The following is a 20,889-nucleotide window of genomic DNA, read 5'->3' on the forward strand; positions in this document are numbered from 1 at the left end:
GTCTCTCGCCTCGTCAGCCAGTAAAAGTCCGACCGATAGGCAGTGGCGTAGCGCAAGAGGGCTTTATTCCCGTTTTTCCCGCTGTGCAGCTCGGCGAGCGGCTAGGCTTTCCCACTCACGGTTTTTACTACCACTTTCATAACGGCAAACTGATCCAAGAGTACCGTATTCTCGGTGATAAAAACTGGGGCTTTTATGCCACTCACTCAATGCATCACCGCCTTGATCCCGAAAGAGGCTATAACCAGAACCAAAACGCGATATTGGTGTTGTGGAAACTCGGTGGCAAAGTGGTCGAGGGGCAACAAAACAACCCATCATTAAACGAGCTGAATCAGAGAAACCAGCCGAACCCCAACCTCAGCCCGTTAAGCATATTGTCCAAACTGATCTCGAAACGGGTATGCGAGAAACGTGGATGAAGATTGCCAAGCAGTATGGTCTAGCGCCAAAAGCTTTGTTGGAACTTAATCCACAGTACGATGCCGACCCGATGTCTCTATCGGTAGGGGATTCTCTGAATGTAGAAAAACAGCAACCGCTAAGCATTGAAAAAGAGCCTGTTTACGAGATACCACCGGAGAGCCCAAAGCGATTTAATCAACCTTTAAACACTTTCTATAACTACACCGAGCGATGCTTAGTCGATACCTCAATCGCATCGATCAATCGTCCTGAGTTGATTGAAAAAGACATTCCCGTTGTAAATCTGAAAATAGTGTCTACCGAATCGAAGGCAACAGACTATGGCAAATTGGCATTTTTAGCGTTGCCAGCGAGTACAACCAGTTCTAACCTTGGGATTATCAGTACCAACACCACCTCTACGCTAGGGAAATGGAGTATCACAGGTGAGGCTCTCAGCAGCTTTGCCCGCGTCGGTGGCGGTTTAGTTGCTGCTTTGTGGCCTTCGCAGCTTGGCGATGGAACACTTGAGGGCAACCCTGAGTTTGCGACGAGTGACACAGTTACGATGCGTGTCCGTTTCAATATGTACACCGATGAAAATGGCAAGCAACAAATCGTTGGTATAAAAACGGGCGAAGGAAGTGCATACGGTGATCGCGTGGCGAAGCGTGAGGCGGTGCAGCAAGGGCAACACTTTATTGCTGAGTTGGATAATGATATCACCATTACCTGGACACCTGACGGCTCAACGGATGTACTCACACCTGATACCGTCCTCCCCGAGAATGACCAAGTGGATGTTCACAATATCTTGGTTCACCCAATTGAAGAGTACGAGCAAGAAATTGGCACGGTTCTCTACCCAGAAGAAGATCTAGTCGAATATATTATCACCTTCCCTGTGGATGCTGGGTTGCCTCCTCTTTACCTGATGTTCCAAAAAACGGCGCGTGATGGGTCTGGGGTTGTTACAGGGAATGGCGAAGATATAACGGGCATATGGTTAGAGAAAGCCAGTGAGGGGTTAGGGTCACCAGTTCCGTCGCAAATTGCTGACAAGTTGAGGGATAAGGAATTCAGTAGTTTTGATAGCTTTAGGAAGGCTTTTTGGATAGAGGTATCTGAAGACTCAATATTGGCTCTCCAATTTATTCCTTCGAATATAAAACGGATGAAAGATGGTAAGGCTCCCCGAGCAAGATTTAAAGATACGGTGGGTGGACGCCGTTCATTTGAATTACATCACCTCAAAGAAATTCAACATGGTGGGGATGTCTACAATGTTGATAACATAAAAGTTAATACACCTAAGAACCATATAAACATTCATAAGGGTTAACGATGAGATTACATGATAGGTTAGAAGACTATACCGAGTTAGAGTTTTTGGAGTTACTAAACATTATTATCAGCGCAGAAGGTTCTGAAGAATATCAAGATGAATTACTTGAAAACTTTATCGCTACAACAGAACATCCAGATGGTTCAGACCTAATTTATTACCCAGAAAATCCTATAGATGGAACGCCAGAAAATATTGTTAGAATCGTCAAAAAATGGCGCTTGTCTCAGGGCTTACCTGGTTTTAAAAAATGATATAAATGAGCCTGTCGATTAGATGGGGCTCTTGAAATTAACCACCTTTACGTCTCTCAAGTTGCGATGGCAAGCCGTGTTGTGATGGTGTTAACTCTCTACTCATTCTGTTATCCATAATGCTGATGAAATTATTGCAAAAGGTCTGGTACCGAATTTAGGTAAGCGTATAGCGAATGTGGCGATTGGTATCGCGACATCTCGTGGAGTCGGTTACGTAGGGCTAGCGCTTGGTGCAGCAAGTGGTACGAAGAATATTTATGAAGCCTGTTCTATCGATGGTTCAGGAGAATGCGGCAAAGTGACGGCTCGTGAAATTGGTGGCTTTCTTGGAGGTTGGCTTGTTGGAGCACAAACGGGGCAATGGGCAGCTTCAGGAACATTGTTAGCACTTGGTGTTGTCGGGATTACATCTGCCCCTGTCCTTGCTATAGCTTCAATTAGTGCATTCGTCGTTGGAGGTGCTGCTGGAGGTGTTATAGGGGCAACTATTGGTAAAAGCACAGGAGATATTGTGTATGAAAAAGCCATCGAGTTTACAGAAGCAACTGAAGCACTAGTAGAGGACTTATTTTGAGTGATTTTCTTAACGTTATAAGTGGAGTTTTTGCAATTTACGCCATAATCTGGGGAATCTCTGGCGTGCTCATGAGTGCTGTGGTTGGTTTAGGTAACGTACAACGCATTGTTTTTATTGATAAGCAACTAGCTAAAGACTTAGACAAGCTTTACGATGAAAAAGGTTATCTAAGATGGCAATTCCAAACCTCTTACTCAATAGTCAGTCGTCTAACAAGGTACTGGATAGCTTACCCTTTTATAAGATATCGAGTTAAGACTGAATCAAAAAAATTTAGATTGTTTATGTGGATTAATAGTATTGGGATATGGAGTTGGCTTCTAGCTCCTTCCCTATCTTTTGTAGAAAAATTAATGTAACCGCAGTTGTGTGAAATCAACGTACATTCAGCAAAGTTACGATGCGCTGAGGGATCCCCTCATAAATCCGCCAGTGCATAGCCATCTTTTAAGAGCTGCTCAGCTAGAGCCATGGCCGTTGCTAAGAGGTGTTGTGTAGTAATCTCGTAGTCTGGTCGCCTGAGGACTTCCATACCTAATCGAACGGTAGACAGGACATTTCGATTTCTGACTGTATTCGCTTGAAAGTGCCTATCCCACCCTTGTTGCTGTGCATGTATTCCTACCAGCCAAAACATGAGTTGCAGCATTAAAGCTATCAGCAAAATAATATCGAACCTTTTGGGGCAACTAGTGCGGTTTTGACGTAGGCCTAATCCGTAAGCGGGACTCTTTAAGTCTCGGAAGGTTTCCTCTATCTGCATGCGCTTTGCGTAAAGCCTCACCAACTGCTTGGGAGTACGAGACGCCGTTGGTAAGTTAGTTGCCAATACCCATGGCTCCTTTGCTGAGTCAGAGTACACCTTCGGCGATGGATGGTGACAGTTTGTTCGGGTAGAACGCTGATTCTTACGGCCTTTAGGCAATGCTCTATACAGCGCTATTTGGCGGTTGATGGCATTGCTTTGGGTCAGCTTTTGGTAACCAAGACTTTTGGCTCTGCTAGAGGCTTTGCTATGTAACTTACTGACTGGCTGCCAATTCTCGGCACCGAGTTCAGCAAATTGTACTTTACCTCTTACTCGACTCAGCCAGTACCATCCGTGCTCTTCAACAGACTTGTACCATGGCACTTTAAATCCAGCATCACTGATAATGAGTGGGGTCACAGAGGAAGGTAAAATGCTCGCCAGATCAGATAAAAACTGGTCATGAGCTGACTTAGAACACTGCTTTGAAAGTGGAAAGGCCTTTTCATATAAAGTGACCGAACGCCCTTGTAGCGCCACTGATGCTCGGAGCACCATAAGCCTCTTGTGTTCACGGATATCAGACCAATCGACGAGAACCACTGGCATGGGGTTACCCGCACAGATAAAGCTAGCATGCCAACGATAAACGGCAAGTCTCTCTTGATGCAGGTGGTGGTTACCTAAAAGACGATCCATCCGCTTTATATTGTGCTTAGTTCTAGCTTGGCAAGGTAAGTTGCGACCAAGTTCGGTGAGCGTAAGGGTTTTGCTATCAAGCAATGCTCGGCAAGCTAGCATTAAGCTATTAAGTCGCTTTAAGTGCAGTTCAGGGCAGAATTGGTAGAGAGAATCATGTAAGATATTGAGTTCGCGCATCTTGTTGTTTGGTTGTTGTTTTTTGGCGAAACCATTTGATCACATGACAAGATGTGCATCTACCTTAACTTGATGATTTTTATCTAAATCATCAGGGGATTCCTCAGCATCAAGTGTTCATTTTCTTCCCCTGTTCATTTTTTATGAACAAACTAAAAAATGAACAGAACCTTATATTCCCAGCTTTTGTTTCTCAGTCTCAAACTCTTTAAATAACTAATGAGTAGTTAAGGTTTCATAAATGAAGAAAAATCAAGATAATGAGTAGTGAAATTATCATTAGCAATAGATACGCCTTCCAATCAATCACCGATGAAATTTATTTAAAGCGTGAACAGTGGCTATTTTTACCCACAGCACATATGGAAATAACTAACTCTTAATTAGCAGGGCACTATTCCGTATACTCCGCACTACCATGCTAATTTGAACAACGAGCTGATCTCTAAACTGGAAGCCTACACAGGTTTCCCTATCAACTATGCGTAAAAATTTACACATTAATTGATAAAACCAAGCATTATGAGTACTATAGTACTCATAGATAGAGTGGAGTCCTCAATGGAAGAATTAAACATACAAGCTTTTATCAAAGGTGAATGGCTAGACATTGCTGTCATTTCATTTCCGAAAAGTAAACAGAACAACTTCCGAGTGACTGAACTCAATTACCTCGGAGACTACGCATTAGAACATCATGAAAAAGATGACCTACACGCCGTATCAATGAACCTGCCTGTATCTTTTTTCTTTGACGACATGGGGCGGCCTGGATGGCTAACTTTTCTTGATGACATAATGCCAAGTGGGGCAAGCAGACGCTATTGGGTCAAACATCTAGACATTGAAGATCTTTCAATTGATGAACAAGACTATGTTTTACTAAAGTTTGGCACAATGTCGCCTATCGGCAACTTGCGAGTAAAAGACTCTCTACCAGAAAGCTATGAAGAGTCAGATACCCTCTACTTTTCTCTAGACGATGTAAAAAACCGCGCAAGTGACTTTTTAGATTATGCTCAACAAAGAGGGGCTGCGGCTGGCGGTGCGACAGGCGCAGGAGGTGAAGCTCCAAAACTAATCTTGCGTTGCTCTAAAGAAATCACAGAGCCAAGTAAGATATGGATCGATCCTTATCAAGATGATAACACCAACCAAGATCTACACTATTTAGTCAAGTATCCTAGAGGCTCAAGAAGCACTGTTGACTGCAATATTCTTCGAGCTGAGTTTCATTATTATCACGAACTCACCTCTATGGGTTTTGATACCATACCAATCCAAAATATGCGATTAGAAGAAGGATTAAACTACCCTTCTTTATGGTTGCCTAGGTTTGATATTCGTTTTAACGAAAAGCAACAGATTGAAAAATTCGGAATGGAGTCTGTCTACTCCATTTTGAATAAAGGTGCAGGCGTTACTCTAGAGCATGAAGCGACGATTAGAACGTTAATTGAAAAAATCACCCATAGTCATATGGTGCAAAATCAAGGGTATGACTTTGATGTTCAGAGCTTTGTTGTAGAGTGGGTAAAGAGAGACTTACTCAACATCCTATTTGGCAATAGCGACAACCACGGTAGAAACACCTCATTCTTAAAAGGTGATGGTTATATTAAATTAGCCCCAATCTACGATTTTGCTCCAATGAAAGCCGATCCAGAAGGTATTCCAAGAACTACAAAATGGAAAGCCCCACTAGAAGTTGGAGGCACTTACAATTTTATCGGTATTGCAGAATCACTGTCTGACCTTGTGCCGAGTGAGCTCTTACTGAGCGAGCTTAAAGATACCTCAGAAAAATGTCTGGATCTTAAAGAACGACTGGTCGCTCGTGGGGTTCCAGAGCAGATCATTAAAATGCCAGCTATTGGATTAAATCATATCCCTGGAAAATTGAAAAAATGGGGGCTGTTATGAGCAATAATAACAAGTCATCTAAAGAGTCTATAAATGATGTCGTTAACCGTCTCCGACATAATCGCAAACAGGTCTCTAGTCCTCACAATACAAACAGTGACGACAACGTAAAGGCTGATACTGTTAACATCGGAGGTCGCACTTCTCAAAGGGCATCAAAAAAGACTCTACCTCCAAAAGCAACCGAACGCAGCAGGATAGTAAATCAAATAGTTAAACAACTACTGTTCGGCGAACTAACCCAAGGTCAGGCACTGAAAGAGCTTCGGATCAATGTTTTAGGTTTAAAGCAAGATGTTTACGCAAGGCTCGTAGATGTGTCCCGAAAAACCCTCTCTGATATAGAGAATGATCGTGGTAACTACAAAACAGACATATTGAATAAAGTCTTCAAACCTTTTGGTCTAAAAGTTGGTCTAATCCCGTCCTCATCGAGTATGCTAAACTCATTGCTCGATAATAACTGATCACCTACTGATAGCTAACGGTCGCAGAGGGGGTAATTTTAAGATTATTTTGCTATGATTTCGTCAGTCCGTAATAGCTAAAAGTTATATTTGGACGGGGGTTCAGTTCCTTTTGAAGTAGGATTTTCATGTAACATTCAATGTAACACTAAATTCAAACGTATCCGCCCCATGATCCCACGGGGCGACACTGCTAGTGTTTGAAGTTCCAAGGCAGGAGCGCATCGATATCCGGCTCCGCTTTCGCCAGCTCTTTCATATACTTGACCATATAGTCGTATAGGATAAGACCATTGGCTTTCGCGGTCTCGACGATACTGTAAAGCATCGCACTCGCTTCAGCTCCATTGGGATTGGTCGAGAAGAGTTCTTTCTCCCAATAACCAGCGGCTTAATGGCGCGTTCAGCACGGTTATTGTCTATCGATAAGTGACCGTCATCGATATAACGAATGAGCTTTGGCCATTGACCAAGAGTGTACTTATCACACTATCGACTTGTTAGAAAAATATGGCTATGTGTACAGCCGAGATTTGACAAGAATAACTCCAACGGGAATACATTTGATGTACATTAAAGCAACGTTTTGAGTTGGTTTACACATTTAATGGTGCCTGTCCTCATTCGTCCTCATTCGTCATTAGTCGCGACAAAGTGTACTTCGGGCAATAGCGCTGCCTGGACGATTGCAAGGGCATCATTTTTATCCGTCTTTTGGTTCTGCCTTATCGCACCAACCAAGCGAGTAGAAATGAGCTTAGCTTTATGGCCCATCGAGCGACAATATTGAGCCCAGTAGTTAGAGCCACTGCAAGATTCGAATACCACGACACATGGAGGCTGTTGACGCAAAAACTCACTAAACTGCTGAGGTGTCAGTTCTTTATTGGAAAGCACCTTTGAGTTTAAATAAACACATACTTGGATAGCCTTAGTGGCTAGGTCAACACCAATGATCGTGGTTCTCATCTTGTTCTCCCAAAGTGTTAGCTAACTTAAGAAGGTTAGCTTGTCATTAGATCGGGAGTCCAATTATCTTGTTATGTGAACGTTTTCGACATTTGCACTAGTTCTTCGCCTACATGCTTTCCATCTGCCAACTTAATGACTCGATAGGGTGAAAAACCATTATTCTTTAAAACTCTCTGGGAAGCTACATTACGAACCAAACACCCACTATATAGCGTTTTCAACCCCATGCGCTTAGCCTCTTCTACGGCAAACCCTAAAGCTTTTGATGCTATACCTTCTCCTTGCAAATCGAGGCGAACCCAATAGTCAAAATTAGCCTTAGACTCATGTAAGCTCAGAGCATTCATAGCTATGACACCCGCAAACTCTTTACCTAACTCGATCACAAAAATTCTAGCGCGATTTTCCGAAATCAAACTCTGGACATGGTTAAACCATATCTCTGCACCATTTTCAGGATATGGGGATGGAATATTGCTCATATCACTTAAAGATGGTTCAGATATATATTTTTGAACGTCTGAAATATCCTTTTGTTCTACGTCCCGAATATTAACACTTTCCATACAGAGTTCTCCCTAAGTCACATAACGAATGATATGGACTCCCTCTCCCTGAAACTCCGCGTGCCATACTGACTCAGTACACGCTGAAGAACTGGAGGTTATCATGTCCAACATTAAAACTATTGGCATTGATCTCGCCAAGAATGTGTTCAGTATTCACGGCGTTGATGCATATGGCAAGTGCATCCTACGAAAAACTGTCAAAAGAAACAAACTCTTAGACACATTCGCCAATCTACCACCCTGTATCATTGGTATGGAAGCATGCTCTGGTGCACACTATTGGGCAAGAGAGCTACGTAAGCTCGGACATAATCCTAAGATAATGGCATCCAAGTTCGTTATTCCATATCGACAAAATGAGAAGAACGATGCTAATGACGCAGAGGCCATTTGCGAAGCTGTATCCAGACCCAAAACACGATTTGTCTCTATAAAAAGTGAAGAGCAACAAGCAAAATAACAAGGACAGGCACCATAAAGAATATTGACCAGCAAGTCGTTGCCCTATATTTAGTACCAATTTTTAGTACAAGCAGCTCAGATATTGATTGTTAAAATACAAAAAGGGCGATAACTCTTTGAGTTATCGCCCTTTCCAAACGTTTGGTGGAGCTGGCGGGAGTTGAACCCGCGTCCAAAAACCATTCATCATTGGTACTACATGCTTAGTCGATCTTTAAATTCACCAAGTACCTGCGAACCGACACGCCAGTAAGTGACTATCCTGAATTATAATTCGCCGTTCATCTCTCAGGCGGGAGAATCCGGGCTAGCGCGTTTGGGTTTGATCCCTCGTTGGTCCCCGTCTTACGTGCGGAAGCTAGGGCGAGAGAGCTCTGAGCAGGGTATTAAGCTGCTAGTGCGTAGTTTTCGTCGTTTGCGACTATTTTTTTGCGGCTTTTAACGTGGCCAACCGCCCCACGGCATGCACCTCAGACTGCAAAATTCCTGTCGAATCCTAAATCAGCCCCAAGTGTTCTTCGCATAGTACCAGAAAAGTGTTACCTGTCTAGACTTGTGCGTTTAAGTGCTCAATATTAGCGCAGTGAGCTCTTCATTACGCGCGCTTTTTCGCGTGCCCAATCTTTTTCTTTAAGATCATCACGTTTGTCGTGCAGTTTCTTACCTTTGGCGACACCAATCTTCATCTTGACCCAAGAACGTGACCAATAGAGTGATAGTGCAGCCAGAGTCATACCTTCACGGTTAATACGACCCATTAGGTTGTCGAGTTCACGACGACTAAGCAGCAGTTTACGAACGCGGGTAGGGCTAGCCACCACGTGAGTAGACGCTTGGTTTAACGGAGTAATAGTCATGCCACTAACAAAGGCTTCACCATCGCGCATAAACACGTAGCTTTCTGCGATGTTAGTTTTGCCCTGACGAAGTGACTTAACTTCCCAGCCTTGAAGCTCCATACCTGCTTCTATTTCATCATCGATAAAATATTCGTGGCGAGCTTTCTTGTTGACAGCGATGGTATTGCTACCCGCTTTTTGTTTGGATTTTTTCTTTACCATAGTGGGTGCATTATACGGCTAGGATTTGACTTAGGAAATCCCTTTATTTGCGCTTAGTGCAAATAAAAGTAAAATTGCACCATGCTTGAGGTTCAGGCGGATGTTATGAGGAGTCAATATGAAGCAAGTCAGCCGTTCTGCGTTGGTATCATTTAGTGCAGAACAGATGTTCGATCTGGTGAATGATGTGGCGAGTTACCCAGAATTTTTGCCAGGGTGCTCGGGTTCACGTGTGATTGAATCGAGCTCAGACGCGATGGTCGCTTCTGTTGATGTTGCAAAAGCAGGGATTAGTAAAACGTTCACGACTTCTAATGAGTTAGTTAAGGGTGAGGCTATCATCATGAATTTGGTTGATGGGCCATTTAAAGCGCTGAAAGGCGGCTGGTTTTTTACCCCTTTAGATGAAAAAGCGTGCAAAGTTGAATTGAAGCTGGAATTTGAGTTTTCAAGCAAGATGATTGAAATGGCCTTTGGTAAGGTGTTTAACGAGCTGACCAACAATATGGTTAATGCATTTACCAAGCGCGCAAAACAGGTTTACGTAGCTTATGAGTATTGAGTCAGACATGATTCATGTTGAGGTGGTATACGCACTGCCTCATGAACAGCGTATATTTACGCTGGTGGTTAAAGGAGCGATGACAGTTGAAGAGATCATCGCACAGTCTGGTGTACTTGAGTTGTACCCAGAAATCGACTTAAGCAAGAACAAGGTCGGTGTGTTTAGTCGCAACGTTAAGTTGGATTCAACTGTTCAGGATAAAGATCGTATTGAGATTTATCGCCCGCTACTCGCTGATCCAAAAGAAATTCGTCGCAAAAGAGCTGAACAGGCGAAAGCGGCTGGAAGTGCTGACCCTGTTACTGGCGGTAAGAAAAATCCGCTCAGGAAAGAGGCTTAGGGAAAACGAGCTTCGTTCTCAAACGACTCCCTCAAAAACAAAAAGGGTTGGCACTGACTGCCAACCCTTCAAAAATTTTCCCGCTTTTTGCTAGTTGATGCTTTCGAAGAAGTCTGAGCTCGCAGGGAAGTCACCAGCAACGTCAACCAACTGACCGTTGTCATTGAAATTGACGATGAGATTTTTTTGTACTGAGTCGTTATGGCCTTCGGTGTGGTGGTAGATGTAATACCATGTATCTGGGTAGCCGTTCTCGACTAGCATTGGTGAACCCATAACGTAGCGTACTTGTTCTTTGGTCATACCAAACTTCAACTGTTCGACTGCACTTTGCTCAACATAGTTGCCTTGGTTGATATCAATACGGTATACCAGCTTTTCGAGAAGGGAGCAGCCTGTCAGCATTGTCATAGCGAGTGGTACAGCGATAAGCCACTTTTTAAATTGCATACTTAAAATTCTTGTAACAGATAAAATTTAAACTCAGCCGATAATAAACAAGCTAAGCGCCAAAGTAAAAAGCTGTGAGCATTTTGAATTGTTTCAGACCATGATTTTTGAATTTGGTTGCAAACTAGAGCCAAAATTTATCAAAAAAGATAAATCTGGCTCGTTAGAGGAGGGGTTATGCAGCGATCAAGAGTTCTTTGGCATTGGCGAGTGTAGAGTCAGTGATTTCACTTCCTCCAAGTAGTCGTGCTAGTTCGGTAACGCGTTGTTCATCATCTAGGCGGCGCATTTGAGTTTCTGTTTTACCTGCTTTGGTTTGTTTGGCCACAAATAGCTGCTGATGACCACAACCTGCCACTTGCGGTAAGTGGGTAACACATAGCACTTGGGTTGATTCACCCAATTTACGCAGCATTTTACCAACTACCGCCGCGGTTGGTCCGCTGATGCCAACGTCTACTTCATCAAATATAAGACTTGGTGTATCCACCTTCTGTGCGGTGATGACCTGAATAGCCAAAGAAATTCGTGACAGTTCGCCACCTGAAGCAACTTTGGCGATAGGTTGCATTGGCTGACCTGGGTTTGTTGATACAACAAAACAAACACTGTCCATACCCAGTGGTGATGGGTGAGTTCCTTCGCTGCTGACTTCAATCTGGAACTGAGCTTTTTCCATGCTAAGTTCATGCATGCTAGCTGTGATCAGTTTGTTTAGCTCTTTGGCATAGCGGTTACGCGATTTATTTAACCTCTCTGAAGAGGTTAAAAATGACTGGTATTTATCGCTAACTTCTTGCTCAAGCTCTTCTAGACGCTCATCAGAACAATCTAATGCTTCAATCTGCGCGAGAAGGTCTTGATGGTGGGCGAACAGTTCTTCGGGTAATACATGATGTTTGCGAGCCATCGACATAACTTTAGAAAAACGTTCTTCAACGTAAGCCATACGTGCAGGGTCGACATCAATACAATCGAGGTAGTTTCGCAGCTCACTGTTCGCTTCTTCTAGCTGAATTATCGCTTCTGCAATCATATTTGGCAGCTCAGCCAGTTTTTCGTCCAGTTCCGCTAGTTGGATTAGGGAGTGATTGGCTGATTGCAAAATACCAAGCGCGTTAACTTCTTCACCTTCGTAAATAAGCTCGATAGCTTGCTGACAGGTTGAGGCAAGCTCGCCGCTGTTGGATAGGCGTTTGTGTTCTTGTTCGAGTTGTTCATATTCATCCTCGCCAAGAGAGAGTTCGTTTAGCTCTTTGATTTGGTATTCCAAGAGCTGTTTTTGCGCTAGGTTAGTAGCGCTGTTCTCTTTTAGTTGTTTGAGATTGTTGTCGGCTTGTCGCCATGCTTGGTAGGCATTGCGTGTGCTTTTCAGCAGCGCAGTGTGACCTGCATACTGATCAAGCATTGCCATCTGATACTCGCTCTTCATCAATTGATGGTGTGCATGTTGACCATGGATGTTGATCAATAACTGGCCCAAAGATTTGAGTTGCGAAAGAGGAACTGGGCTGCCATTGATGAACGCACGTGAACGACCTTCTTTACTGATAATGCGGCGTAAAATGCAGTCGCTACCGTCGAGAAGATCATTGTCTTCCAACCAGCGCGTTGCGTTGATATTGTTCTCTAGGGAGAAAGCAGCACTGACTTCTGTTTTCTCTTCTCCCTGACGTACCATGCCGGCTTCAGCGCGCCCCCCTAAACATAACCCGAGAGCATCTATCGCGATGGACTTACCTGCGCCCGTTTCGCCAGTGATGGTTGTCATTCCTTTGGATAGCTCTAGCTGTAGAGACTTAACAATTGCGAAATTATTAACACTTAGATGAGCCAGCATTTTATGTACCTGTTTAAATGAACAATACTGTATAAGAAAACAGTATATACTGTTTCTTTATACAGTAAAGATGCTGGTGAAAATTTTTGTGAGCAAGCGCGAACTTCGCTGCCGGATATCTAGAAAGAATTTGTTTCGTAGGAGATGCAATAAATCCACCCGGCTAAACAAAAAAGGGCTGACGCGCTACGCCAACCCTCCAATATTGCTAGTTATTTAAAACAATCTGCTCGACCATCCCAGCTTGTTTCGTAACACATGATAGTAGCTATAGTCTTTTGGATGGATGAGTTTGAGAATATTGGGGCTTTGATAGATGTGTACTTCATCGCCAGGAGAGACTGGAAGTGAAACCTGACCATCACAGCCGACTTCTTGGGTTCCGCGGTTATCTGGCGCCACAACCAATTTGATTCGGCGGTTTCCGTCAACCACTAGTGGTCGGCTTGATAGTGTATGTGGGAACATCGGAACGAGTGAAATAGCATTCAAGCTTGGAGATAAGATTGGCCCACCACCGGATAGAGAATAGGCCGTTGAACCGGTAGGGGTTGATACGATCAGACCATCAGCTCGAAGTGAGAAGGCAAAGCTCTCATCAATGTAGACTTCAAACTCAATCATATGTGCCACTTGGCCGGGGTGGAGTACGGCTTCATTCAGTGCTGCGTTGTGGCTTTTTACTTGCCCGTGGCGATGGACTTCAGCTTCGAGTAAGAATCGTTGCTCTTCAATAAACTCACCAGCAAGCACTTTCTTTAGCGCCGTCTGGAAATCCTCTGGGTTGAGGTCGGTTAGGAAGCCGAGATTACCGCGGTTTACTCCGATCACTGAGATATCGAATCGTGATAGCACTCGTGCGGCGCCGAGCATGTTTCCGTCACCACCGACGACAATGGCAAGGTCGGCAATGCGGCCAAGTTGTATCAGACTGGCGAAGTCATCCTTAGGAATATCGTCGAGAATCTCGCAAAGACGGTCATCGATATACACCTTATAACCTTCAGCTTGAAGCCAGGTATAGAGCTCTTTATGCGTTGCTATTGCTTGCTGATCTCTGGGTTTACCAATGATGGCGATCACTTCAAAAGGTTTTTTCATAGGTTTTCCGCACCAAATAGGCTTGATTCGACAATCTTCATCCCCATAATAATGGCAAGTTAGCAATTTATGCGAGTTTTTGTGTATTCCGATACGATAAACGTGAAGTGTTGGGTGCCAATAAATATGAAGTCTGGAGATATCATGAGCAACGAAGAAAACAAAATCAAAGATGAAGAACTACAACAGCAAGCAGAGCTAGAAGCGGAAGTTGTAGGCACTGACGCTGATATCGAGTGGAACGAAGAGGAAACAGAACTAGACGAGCAAGAGGCAAAGATCGCTCAACTAGAAGCTGCGTTGCTTTCGAGTGAAGCTAAAGTTAAAGAGCAGCAAGATAGCGTTCTTCGTGCTAAAGCTGAAGTTGAAAACATGCGTCGTCGCACTGAAACTGAGATCGATAAGGCTCGTAAGTACGCACTAAACAAGTTCGCGGAAGAGTTACTCCCTGTTATCGATAACCTAGAGCGTGCGATTCAAGCCGCAGATACTGAAAATGAAGTGATTAAACCACTTCTTGAAGGTGTTGAGCTGACGCATAAAACGTTTGTCGATACCGTTTCTAAGTTTGGTTTGAAAGAGATCAATCCTGAAGGCGAAACGTTCAACCCTGAATTGCATCAAGCGATGTCGATTCAAGAAAGTCCAGATCATGAATCAAACACAGTCATGTTTGTAATGCAGAAAGGTTATGAACTGAACGGTCGTGTAGTGCGCCCTGCAATGGTAATGGTTGCTAAGTAAATTCTGACCTGTAGAACGACTTTTGTATCAAAAGAGAGGCGTAGCCTCTCTTTTTTTATGGTTAAAACCGGATTTCATACTGCCACACAAGGTGTTGATTTAGTGAATTATCCTTAGATAAAAGTGTAACCGAAAATTAATTTCTGATTAGAAGTTTGTAACATTATCGTAAACAAAGGCTTTATTTTGTAACTTCAGTGTGTATTATGTGCGAACTCCACTATGAAACGTGGCGGAATAATCTATAAAAACATAATTAATAAACACAACATTCTGGAGATGGATGATGGATAAATCGCTTTCAAGCAAGATTTTTGTAGGCTTGTTTGCTGGTCTTCTGATCGGTACGGCAATCCAGTACTTATTTAGTGGAATTGCTATTTTTGATACTTACCTTCTTGGTGCCGCTGAAGGCGCTGGTGGTATGTTTGTATCGTTGATCAAACTACTTGTAGTGCCTTTAGTATATGTATCAATCGTATGTGGTATTGTCGATCTAAAAGACATCACCGCATTTGGTCGTCTTGGTGGTAAAACTTTTGCTCTTTACATTATCAACACCATTATCGCGATCGCAGCAGCTCTGACCGTTGGTATGATTTTCCAACCAGGTGCTGATGCCAACCTAGCTGGTACTATCTCAGAGAGCGTTAAGCTAACGACAACTGAAACACCAGATATTTTCTCTCTAGTCGTCAACATTGTACCAAGCAACCCTGTACAGGCTTTTGCTAACGGTGACATGCTACAAATCATCTTCATGGCGATTCTGACTGGACTTGCTATTCAAGCGCTTGATTCACGCGGTGGCCCTGCTATCCGTACCTTCAAGATGGCTAATGAAATTATGATGAAGCTTGTTGGTCTCGTCATGAGCCTAGCACCATACGGTGTATTCGCTCTGATGATTCAACTAGGCGCGACTCTAGACGCAAACACGCTTATGTCTGTTGCGGGCTATGTAGCACTCGTTGTAACAATGCTAGTATTCTGGATTTTCATCTTCTACCCAATGGCGGTAGGCATTGCAACGGGGACGTCTCCAAAGGCATTCCTACGTGCGACGCGTGAGCAGGTTCTGTTCTCACTATCAACAGCAAGCTCTAACGCAACGATTCCAGTAACAATGCGCACCCTAACTGAGAAACTAAACGTTTCTAAATCGGTTGCAGGTTTTGGTGTACCACTAGGTGCAACGATGAACATGTCTGGTGTGTCTATTTACATCGCATTGGCAACTATCTTCGTCGCTAACGCATTTGGTCAGCCTATCAATACAGCAGATGTGTTTACTCTAGGTCTAACTATCCTGCTTCTATCGATTGGTGCGGGTGGTGTACCAGGTGGCGGTGTTGTTATGGTTGGTGTTCTACTTCACCAACTAGGTCTTCCACCAGAAGGTCTAGCAATTATCGCAGCGGTTGACCGTATCAACGATATGTTCTGTACCTCTTCAAACGTAGTAGGTGACACAGCGGTGAACACCATTGTTGCAACAAGCGAAGGCGAAATCGGTAAAGATGAAGTAGAAGCAGAAGTGAAACCAGCTCAAGCAAACAACGCGTAATCTTAATTGATGAAAGTAGAGCGAGGCCAAGTGCCTCGCTTTTTTATATTTCATTCTTGCTCCTGCTCATTTATCTAATCTTTTTCTATTTTTTTTTGTTTTGTCCCTTGAAAAGAGATTTGGCGCCCTTATCTATTGGGCATAAGAGAAGCAAACATAATTATTTTTGTTTGTGAGCAAGGGTTGAAACCCGATTCTCGATCCCCCACATAGGGGATATAGCAAAACGAAAATAGAAATTTATTCGGAGATAGCCTGATGGGTAAAATCATTGGTATTGACTTAGGTACTACAAACTCATGTGTTGCTGTACTAGACGGCGACCAACCACGCGTAATTGAAAACGCAGAGGGTGAGCGTACCACAGCATCAGTAATTGCATACACAGACGGTGAGACGCTAGTAGGTCAACCTGCGAAACGTCAAGCAGTTACTAACCCAGAAAACACGCTATTTGCAATCAAGCGTTTGATCGGTCGTCGTTTTGAAGACGAAGAAGTACAACGTGACATCGAAATCATGCCATACAAAATTGTTAAGGCTGACAACGGTGATGCTTGGGTAGAAGCGAAAGGCCAAAAAATGGCAGCTCCTCAAGTTTCTGCTGAAGTACTTAAGAAAATGAAGAAAACGGCTGAAGACTTCCTAGGTGAGGAAGTAACTGGCGCAGTTATCACAGTACCTGCTTACTTTAACGATGCTCAGCGTCAAGCAACTAAAGATGCTGGCCGTATCGCAGGTCTAGAAGTTAAACGTATCATCAACGAACCAACAGCAGCAGCTCTAGCTTACGGTCTAGACAAGTCTGGCGGCGACCGCACTATCGCGGTATACGACCTTGGTGGTGGTACTTTCGATATCTCTATCATTGAGATTGATGAAGTTGAAGGCGAGAAAACATTCGAAGTTCTAGCAACTAACGGTGACACACACCTAGGTGGTGAAGACTTTGATAACCGCATGATTAACTACCTAGTGGATGAGTTCAAGAAAGAGCAAGGTATCGATCTTAAGAAAGATCCTCTAGCAATGCAGCGTGTTAAAGAAGCGGCAGAAAAAGCGAAAATTGAGCTTTCTTCTACGACTCAAACTGACGTAAACCTACCTTACGTTACTGCGGATGCGACTGGTCCTAAGCACATGAACGTTAAAGTGACTCGTGCGAAACTAGAATCTCTAGTTGAAGACTTAGTACAACGCTCACTTGAGCCGCTAAAAGTTGCTCTAGCAGATGCTGACCTATCGGTTAACGATATCACTGACGTAATCCTAGTTGGTGGTCAGACTCGTATGCCTATGGTTCAAGCTAAGGTTGCTGAGTTCTTTGGTAAAGAAGCGCGTCGTGACGTTAACCCAGACGAAGCAGTAGCAATGGGTGCTGCAGTTCAGGGTGGTGTACTTGCTGGTGAAGTGAAAGACGTACTTCTACTAGACGTTACTCCTCTGTCTCTAGGTATTGAGACTATGGGCGGCGTAATGACTAAACTCGTTGAGAAGAACACGACTATCCCAACTAAAGCGAACCAAGTTTTCTCTACAGCAGAAGACAACCAGAACGCGGTAACTATTCACGTGCTTCAAGGTGAGCGTAAGCAAGCAATGTACAACAAGTCTCTAGGTCAATTTAACCTAGAAGGCATTCAGCCTGCGCCACGTGGCATGCCACAAATTGAAGTAACTTTCGACCTAGATGCGGATGGTATCCTTCACGTATCAGCGAAAGATAAGCAGACTGGTAAAGAACAGAAGATCACTATCCAAGCTTCTGGCGGTCTGAGCGATGAAGAAATCGAGAAAATGGTTCAAGAAGCAGAAGCTAACAAAGAAGCGGACAAGAAGTTCGAAGAACTAGCAAGTGCTCGTAACCAAGCTGACCAAATGATTCACGGTACTCGTAAGCAAGTAGAAGAAGCGGGTGACGCTCTACCAGCTGAAGAGAAAGAGAAGATTGAAGCAGCGATCTCTGAACTAGAAGACGCTCGTAAAGGCGAAGACAAAGAAGCGATTGATGCTAAAGTACAAGCGCTTATGGCTGCGGCTCAGAAGCTAATGGAAATTGCTCAACAGCAAGCACAAGCTCAACAAGCAGGTGACGCTGGTGAACAGTCTAAGAAAGATGACGACGTAGTTGACGCAGAGTTCGAAGAAGTGAAAGAAGACAAGAAGTAATTCTTGAATCTGATTTAACTTGAATATGATGCGGGCGTTTGAGGAAACTCATACGCCCGTATGTTTGTAAATTATGTCCATCTAACTAAAAGTGTCTTTTTAGCGCGAAGTCGTTAAAATTCAGAGCCATTAGTTAGATCGATATAACACCAAGCGGTGTTGACCGTTTGCAGTAATAAATTTGGTGACGAGAAACATGTCAAAACGTGATTTTTACGAAGTATTAGGCGTAAGCCGCGATGCATCAGAGCGTGATATTAAAAAGGCGTACAAGCGCCTAGCAATGAAGTTCCACCCGGATCGCAATCAGGGTGATGAGAGCGCCGCAGATAAGTTTAAAGAAGTAAAAGAAGCGTATGAAATCCTGCTCGATCCACAAAAGAAAGCAGCTTACGACCAGTATGGTCATGCGGCCTTTGAACAAGGTGGTATGGGCGGTGGCGGCTTTGGTGGCGGCGGCGCAGATTTCGGTGACATCTTTGGTGACGTATTTGGCGATATCTTTGGTGGTGGTCGTCGTGGCGGTGGTCAGCAACGTGCGCAGCGTGGTGCAGATCTACGCTACAACATGGAGTTGTCGCTAGAAGAAGCGGTTCGTGGTGTCTCGAAAGAAATTGATGTCCCTACACTTGTTCACTGTGACTCTTGTGAAGGTAGCGGTGCTAAGAAAGGCACTTCTGCTGAGACATGTGGTACCTGTCACGGCCACGGCCAAGTGCAAATGCGCCAAGGTTTCTTCGCGGTTCAACAAACCTGTCCTACCTGTCATGGTAAAGGTAAGATCATCAAAGACCCATGTAACGTATGTCATGGTCAAGGTCGCAAACAGAAAACCAAAACTCTTAATGTTAAGATTCCTGCAGGCGTGGACACAGGTGATCGCATCCGCTTGTCTGGTGAGGGTGAAGCTGGAGAAATGGGTGCACCAGCCGGTGATCTATACGTTCAGGTTCACGTGAAAGAGCACCATATCTTCGAACGTGACGGCAACAACTTGTACTGTGAAGTTCCTGTTAGCTTTACTATGGCAGCGCTAGGCGGAGAGGTTGAAGTCCCTACACTGGATGGTCGTGTTAATCTGAAAGTACCGTCAGAAACTCAAACCGGTCGTATGTTCCGTATGCGTGGTAAAGGTGTTAAGGGTGTTCGCGGTGGCGGTATTGGTGATCTTATCGTTAAGCTTGTCGTGGAAACGCCAGTTAACCTAAGTTCTCGTCAAAAAGAGCTGCTTAAAGAGTTTGAAGAATCATGTGGTGGTGAAGCTGCGACAAAGCACAAGCCTAAGTCTGAAGGCTTCTTCAACGGAGTGAAAAAGTTCTTTGATGACCTAACCAGCTAATGGTTTTATTCAACTGTAAAAGCCTGCCTCCGCGCAGGCTTTTTTATTGCCAGCATTTTATCGGGCTGTACTCTCCAGCCTGATTTAGGCTGAGGGATTGGTACCTTTCTCCACCGCACTCGTCGCTCGTCTGAGAGTGAGTTGGGTGGGCTTTTATGATGTAGCGGTTTTCTGTCGCTGATATCGAGAAAGAAAACTGACGGGCATTGGTTTTACACCAAGTGCAGTCGCCATCTGGCAGCACATTTTCGGCTGCCAATGCGTAACTTCCCCGATACTGACGCTCCAGTTCGAGCTGAATTTTCGCCAAGTCGCTAATGGCTGCAGCGCGATGTGCCTTGAGAATTTGGCTCTGATAGTTTGGATAGAGAATCGAGGCAAAAATGGTTACCAGCATGACGACGACTAATAACTCGATCAATGTCATACCCCTTGGTCTAATGTTGCTCGTTTTTGAATACGTCATTTGAATCTGCTTCTAGTCTTATTATTTGTTTATTTTCATAATCTTATTGACTGTTAAGGTCACTTCAAGAATGGTTGTGCATAGACATTGATTTACATGATGAAGTGGAAAACGTCTCTCGGCTTTACTCTGATTGAGCTACTCATTTGGCTGATTTTAATGGCCTTACTCATGTCAGCAGCAATTCCGAGTATGTTGCAGATGAGTCATGCTCTTCAGATGAAGCGTGTGGCGAATGAGCTAAAGGGGTTTATGATGCAGAGCCGTTCTGAGGCGATCGCAAGGAATCAAGATCTCTGGGTTCACATTACTGACCTCGGTTCTGAACAGCAAGCGGGGTTATGGCGAATAACCTTGACGGATTCACAGGTTGTCGACAGTGGGGAAACCATACTCTTAATTGACGGTCGCACGTTTGCTTCGATAAAACTGAGTTGGAATTACACTAGAGACAGAATCCGATTTTATGGGGTACGCGGTCGAGTCGAGAACGGCAGTTTTGAATTCTATGTCGAGGGGGAAAGCGATCATAAGTTGCGGCTAAAGAGTTCATTTTTTGCCAATAGGGTGGTGGTTTGTGCTGAAGGAGCCGAGCGTTTTGGTTATGCGGCATGTTAGCAACAACACTCAGTATGGTTCGACA

Annotated in this window: 19 protein-coding genes, 1 other RNA gene and 4 pseudogenes; 14 read left to right on the forward strand and 10 right to left on the reverse strand. The window is 44.0% G+C overall.

What is annotated here, in order from left to right:
- From DA100_RS08465 to DA100_RS08480, 4 genes and pseudogenes are all read left to right on the forward strand, one after another.
- A pseudogene (locus DA100_RS08465) lies at nt 1-1,747 on the forward strand (S-type pyocin domain-containing protein); the annotation flags it as partial.
- A 2-nt stretch (nt 1,748-1,749) separates the two neighbouring features.
- On the forward strand, nt 1,750-2,004 hold the full coding sequence (locus tag DA100_RS08470; RefSeq protein WP_138971736.1) for a bacteriocin immunity protein: 255 nt from the start codon (nt 1,750-1,752) through the stop codon (nt 2,002-2,004).
- Nucleotides 2,005-2,182: 178 nt separating this feature from the next.
- Nucleotides 2,183-2,581, forward strand: a complete 399-nt coding sequence (locus tag DA100_RS08475; protein ID WP_206208562.1) for a hypothetical protein — start codon at nt 2,183-2,185, stop codon at nt 2,579-2,581.
- A complete protein-coding gene (locus DA100_RS08480; protein ID WP_138971737.1) occupies nt 2,578-2,943 on the forward strand; it encodes a hypothetical protein in 366 nt (121 codons plus the stop codon). Before DA100_RS08475 ends, DA100_RS08480 begins: the two co-directional genes overlap by 4 nt.
- A gap of 59 nt (nt 2,944-3,002) precedes the next feature.
- On the opposite strand, the gene DA100_RS08485 is transcribed toward DA100_RS08480, so the two are convergent.
- Nucleotides 3,003-4,211, reverse strand: coding sequence for an IS4 family transposase (locus DA100_RS08485; protein WP_138971738.1), 1,209 nt, complete (start codon nt 4,209-4,211; stop codon nt 3,003-3,005).
- A gap of 561 nt (nt 4,212-4,772) precedes the next feature.
- Between DA100_RS08485 and DA100_RS08495 the strand changes: the two genes are divergently transcribed.
- Together DA100_RS08495 and DA100_RS08500 are read left to right on the forward strand one after the other, a co-directional pair.
- Nucleotides 4,773-6,134 carry a HipA domain-containing protein gene (locus tag DA100_RS08495; protein ID WP_138971739.1) on the forward strand — a complete coding sequence of 454 codons (1,362 nt, stop codon included), beginning with the start codon at nt 4,773-4,775 and terminating at the stop codon, nt 6,132-6,134.
- Nucleotides 6,119-6,601 carry a helix-turn-helix transcriptional regulator gene (locus DA100_RS08500; protein ID WP_171052183.1) on the forward strand — a complete coding sequence of 161 codons (483 nt, stop codon included), beginning with the start codon at nt 6,119-6,121 and terminating at the stop codon, nt 6,599-6,601. The genes DA100_RS08495 and DA100_RS08500 overlap by 16 nt, the downstream gene beginning before the upstream one ends.
- Before the next feature lie 193 nt (nt 6,602-6,794).
- Here DA100_RS08500 and DA100_RS08505 read toward each other — a convergent pair.
- The 3 genes and pseudogenes from DA100_RS08505 to DA100_RS08515 form a co-directional block, all read right to left on the reverse strand.
- Nucleotides 6,795-7,084, reverse strand: a pseudogene (locus DA100_RS08505) (transposase); the annotation flags it as partial.
- Between the two features lie 165 nt (nt 7,085-7,249).
- Nucleotides 7,250-7,570 (reverse strand): annotated as a pseudogene (locus DA100_RS08510) (IS110 family transposase); the annotation flags it as partial.
- Between the two features lie 71 nt (nt 7,571-7,641).
- Complete coding sequence (locus DA100_RS08515) at nt 7,642-8,139, reverse strand: GNAT family N-acetyltransferase (RefSeq protein ID WP_138971742.1); 498 nt, start codon at nt 8,137-8,139, stop codon at nt 7,642-7,644.
- Between the two features lie 103 nt (nt 8,140-8,242).
- Between DA100_RS08515 and DA100_RS08520 the strand changes: the two are divergent.
- A pseudogene (locus tag DA100_RS08520) lies at nt 8,243-8,596 on the forward strand (transposase); the annotation flags it as partial.
- A 150-nt stretch (nt 8,597-8,746) separates the two neighbouring features.
- On the opposite strand, the gene ssrA reads toward DA100_RS08520, so the two are convergent.
- Both ssrA and smpB read right to left on the reverse strand, forming a co-directional pair.
- Nucleotides 8,747-9,113, reverse strand: a transfer-messenger RNA (tmRNA) gene (gene ssrA, locus DA100_RS08525).
- A gap of 66 nt (nt 9,114-9,179) precedes the next feature.
- Entirely contained in the window at nt 9,180-9,665 is a 486-nt protein-coding gene (smpB, locus tag DA100_RS08530) for an SsrA-binding protein SmpB (protein ID WP_138971743.1), read from the reverse strand.
- A 118-nt stretch (nt 9,666-9,783) separates the two neighbouring features.
- On the opposite strand from smpB, the gene DA100_RS08535 reads away from it, so the two are divergent.
- Nucleotides 9,784-10,227 (forward strand): SRPBCC family protein, encoded by a 444-nt coding sequence (locus tag DA100_RS08535; RefSeq protein WP_138971744.1) that lies wholly within the window; start codon nt 9,784-9,786, stop codon nt 10,225-10,227.
- Nucleotides 10,217-10,570 (forward strand): RnfH family protein, encoded by a 354-nt coding sequence (locus DA100_RS08540; RefSeq protein ID WP_138971745.1) that lies wholly within the window; start codon nt 10,217-10,219, stop codon nt 10,568-10,570. Before DA100_RS08535 ends, DA100_RS08540 begins: the two co-directional genes overlap by 11 nt.
- 90 nt (nt 10,571-10,660) lie before the next feature.
- Here DA100_RS08540 and bamE read toward each other — a convergent pair whose 3' ends face one another.
- From bamE to nadK, 3 genes are all read right to left on the reverse strand, one after another.
- A complete protein-coding gene (bamE, locus tag DA100_RS08545; protein ID WP_138971746.1) occupies nt 10,661-11,020 on the reverse strand; it encodes an outer membrane protein assembly factor BamE in 360 nt (119 codons plus the stop codon).
- Between the two features lie 175 nt (nt 11,021-11,195).
- Nucleotides 11,196-12,860 carry a DNA repair protein RecN gene (gene recN / locus DA100_RS08550; RefSeq protein WP_138971747.1) on the reverse strand — a complete coding sequence of 555 codons (1,665 nt, stop codon included), beginning with the start codon at nt 12,858-12,860 and terminating at the stop codon, nt 11,196-11,198.
- Between the two features lie 216 nt (nt 12,861-13,076).
- The gene (gene nadK / locus DA100_RS08555) at nt 13,077-13,961 is read right to left on the reverse strand and encodes an NAD(+) kinase (protein ID WP_138971748.1); all 885 of its coding nucleotides are present in this window, start codon (nt 13,959-13,961) and stop codon (nt 13,077-13,079) included.
- A 144-nt stretch (nt 13,962-14,105) separates the two neighbouring features.
- On the opposite strand from nadK, the gene grpE reads away from it, so the two are divergent.
- The 4 genes from grpE to dnaJ all read left to right on the forward strand — a co-directional run bounded on the left by grpE (nt 14,106) and on the right by dnaJ (nt 19,780).
- Nucleotides 14,106-14,705, forward strand: a complete 600-nt coding sequence (gene grpE, locus DA100_RS08560; RefSeq protein WP_138971749.1) for a nucleotide exchange factor GrpE — start codon at nt 14,106-14,108, stop codon at nt 14,703-14,705.
- 286 nt (nt 14,706-14,991) lie between these two features.
- Nucleotides 14,992-16,272, forward strand: a complete 1,281-nt coding sequence (locus tag DA100_RS08565) for a dicarboxylate/amino acid:cation symporter (RefSeq protein ID WP_138971817.1) — start codon at nt 14,992-14,994, stop codon at nt 16,270-16,272.
- Between the two features lie 258 nt (nt 16,273-16,530).
- Nucleotides 16,531-18,441, forward strand: a complete 1,911-nt coding sequence (dnaK, locus tag DA100_RS08570) for a molecular chaperone DnaK (protein ID WP_138971750.1) — start codon at nt 16,531-16,533, stop codon at nt 18,439-18,441.
- A gap of 196 nt (nt 18,442-18,637) precedes the next feature.
- Entirely contained in the window at nt 18,638-19,780 is a 1,143-nt protein-coding gene (gene dnaJ / locus DA100_RS08575; protein WP_138971751.1) for a molecular chaperone DnaJ, read from the forward strand.
- A 43-nt stretch (nt 19,781-19,823) separates the two neighbouring features.
- Here the strand turns inward: dnaJ and DA100_RS08580 are convergent, their stop codons facing one another.
- On the reverse strand, nt 19,824-20,246 hold the full coding sequence (locus DA100_RS08580) for a type IV pilin protein (RefSeq protein WP_138971752.1): 423 nt from the start codon (nt 20,244-20,246) through the stop codon (nt 19,824-19,826).
- A gap of 96 nt (nt 20,247-20,342) precedes the next feature.
- Here DA100_RS08580 and DA100_RS08585 point away from each other — a divergent pair, with 96 nt between their 5' ends.
- Nucleotides 20,343-20,864 (forward strand): GspH/FimT family pseudopilin, encoded by a 522-nt coding sequence (locus DA100_RS08585; protein WP_138971818.1) that lies wholly within the window; start codon nt 20,343-20,345, stop codon nt 20,862-20,864.
- The last annotated feature ends 25 nt before the right edge of the window (nt 20,865-20,889 follow it).

The organism is Vibrio sp. Hep-1b-8, from assembly GCF_006124995.1.
Classification (GTDB): Bacteria; Pseudomonadota; Gammaproteobacteria; order Enterobacterales; family Vibrionaceae; genus Vibrio.

Coding starts and splice junctions, on each gene's coding strand:
- DA100_RS08585 (WP_138971818.1), top strand. CDS start 20,343: ATGATGAAGTGGAAAACGTCTCTCGGCTTTACTCTGATTGAGCTACTC.
- DA100_RS08500 (WP_171052183.1), top strand. CDS start 6,119: ATGGGGGCTGTTATGAGCAATAATAACAAGTCATCTAAAGAGTCTATA.
- DA100_RS08540 (WP_138971745.1), top strand. CDS start 10,217: ATGAGTATTGAGTCAGACATGATTCATGTTGAGGTGGTATACGCACTG.
- DA100_RS08535 (WP_138971744.1), top strand. CDS start 9,784: ATGAAGCAAGTCAGCCGTTCTGCGTTGGTATCATTTAGTGCAGAACAG.
- DA100_RS08495 (WP_138971739.1), top strand. CDS start 4,773: ATGGAAGAATTAAACATACAAGCTTTTATCAAAGGTGAATGGCTAGAC.
- DA100_RS08565 (WP_138971817.1), top strand. CDS start 14,992: ATGGATAAATCGCTTTCAAGCAAGATTTTTGTAGGCTTGTTTGCTGGT.
- bamE (WP_138971746.1), bottom strand. CDS start 11,020: ATGCAATTTAAAAAGTGGCTTATCGCTGTACCACTCGCTATGACAATG.
- grpE (WP_138971749.1), top strand. CDS start 14,106: ATGAGCAACGAAGAAAACAAAATCAAAGATGAAGAACTACAACAGCAA.
- smpB (WP_138971743.1), bottom strand. CDS start 9,665: ATGGTAAAGAAAAAATCCAAACAAAAAGCGGGTAGCAATACCATCGCT.
- DA100_RS08470 (WP_138971736.1), top strand. CDS start 1,750: ATGAGATTACATGATAGGTTAGAAGACTATACCGAGTTAGAGTTTTTG.
- dnaJ (WP_138971751.1), top strand. CDS start 18,638: ATGTCAAAACGTGATTTTTACGAAGTATTAGGCGTAAGCCGCGATGCA.
- DA100_RS08580 (WP_138971752.1), bottom strand. CDS start 20,246: ATGACGTATTCAAAAACGAGCAACATTAGACCAAGGGGTATGACATTG.
- DA100_RS08485 (WP_138971738.1), bottom strand. CDS start 4,211: ATGCGCGAACTCAATATCTTACATGATTCTCTCTACCAATTCTGCCCT.
- recN (WP_138971747.1), bottom strand. CDS start 12,860: ATGCTGGCTCATCTAAGTGTTAATAATTTCGCAATTGTTAAGTCTCTA.
- dnaK (WP_138971750.1), top strand. CDS start 16,531: ATGGGTAAAATCATTGGTATTGACTTAGGTACTACAAACTCATGTGTT.
- nadK (WP_138971748.1), bottom strand. CDS start 13,961: ATGAAAAAACCTTTTGAAGTGATCGCCATCATTGGTAAACCCAGAGAT.
- DA100_RS08515 (WP_138971742.1), bottom strand. CDS start 8,139: ATGGAAAGTGTTAATATTCGGGACGTAGAACAAAAGGATATTTCAGAC.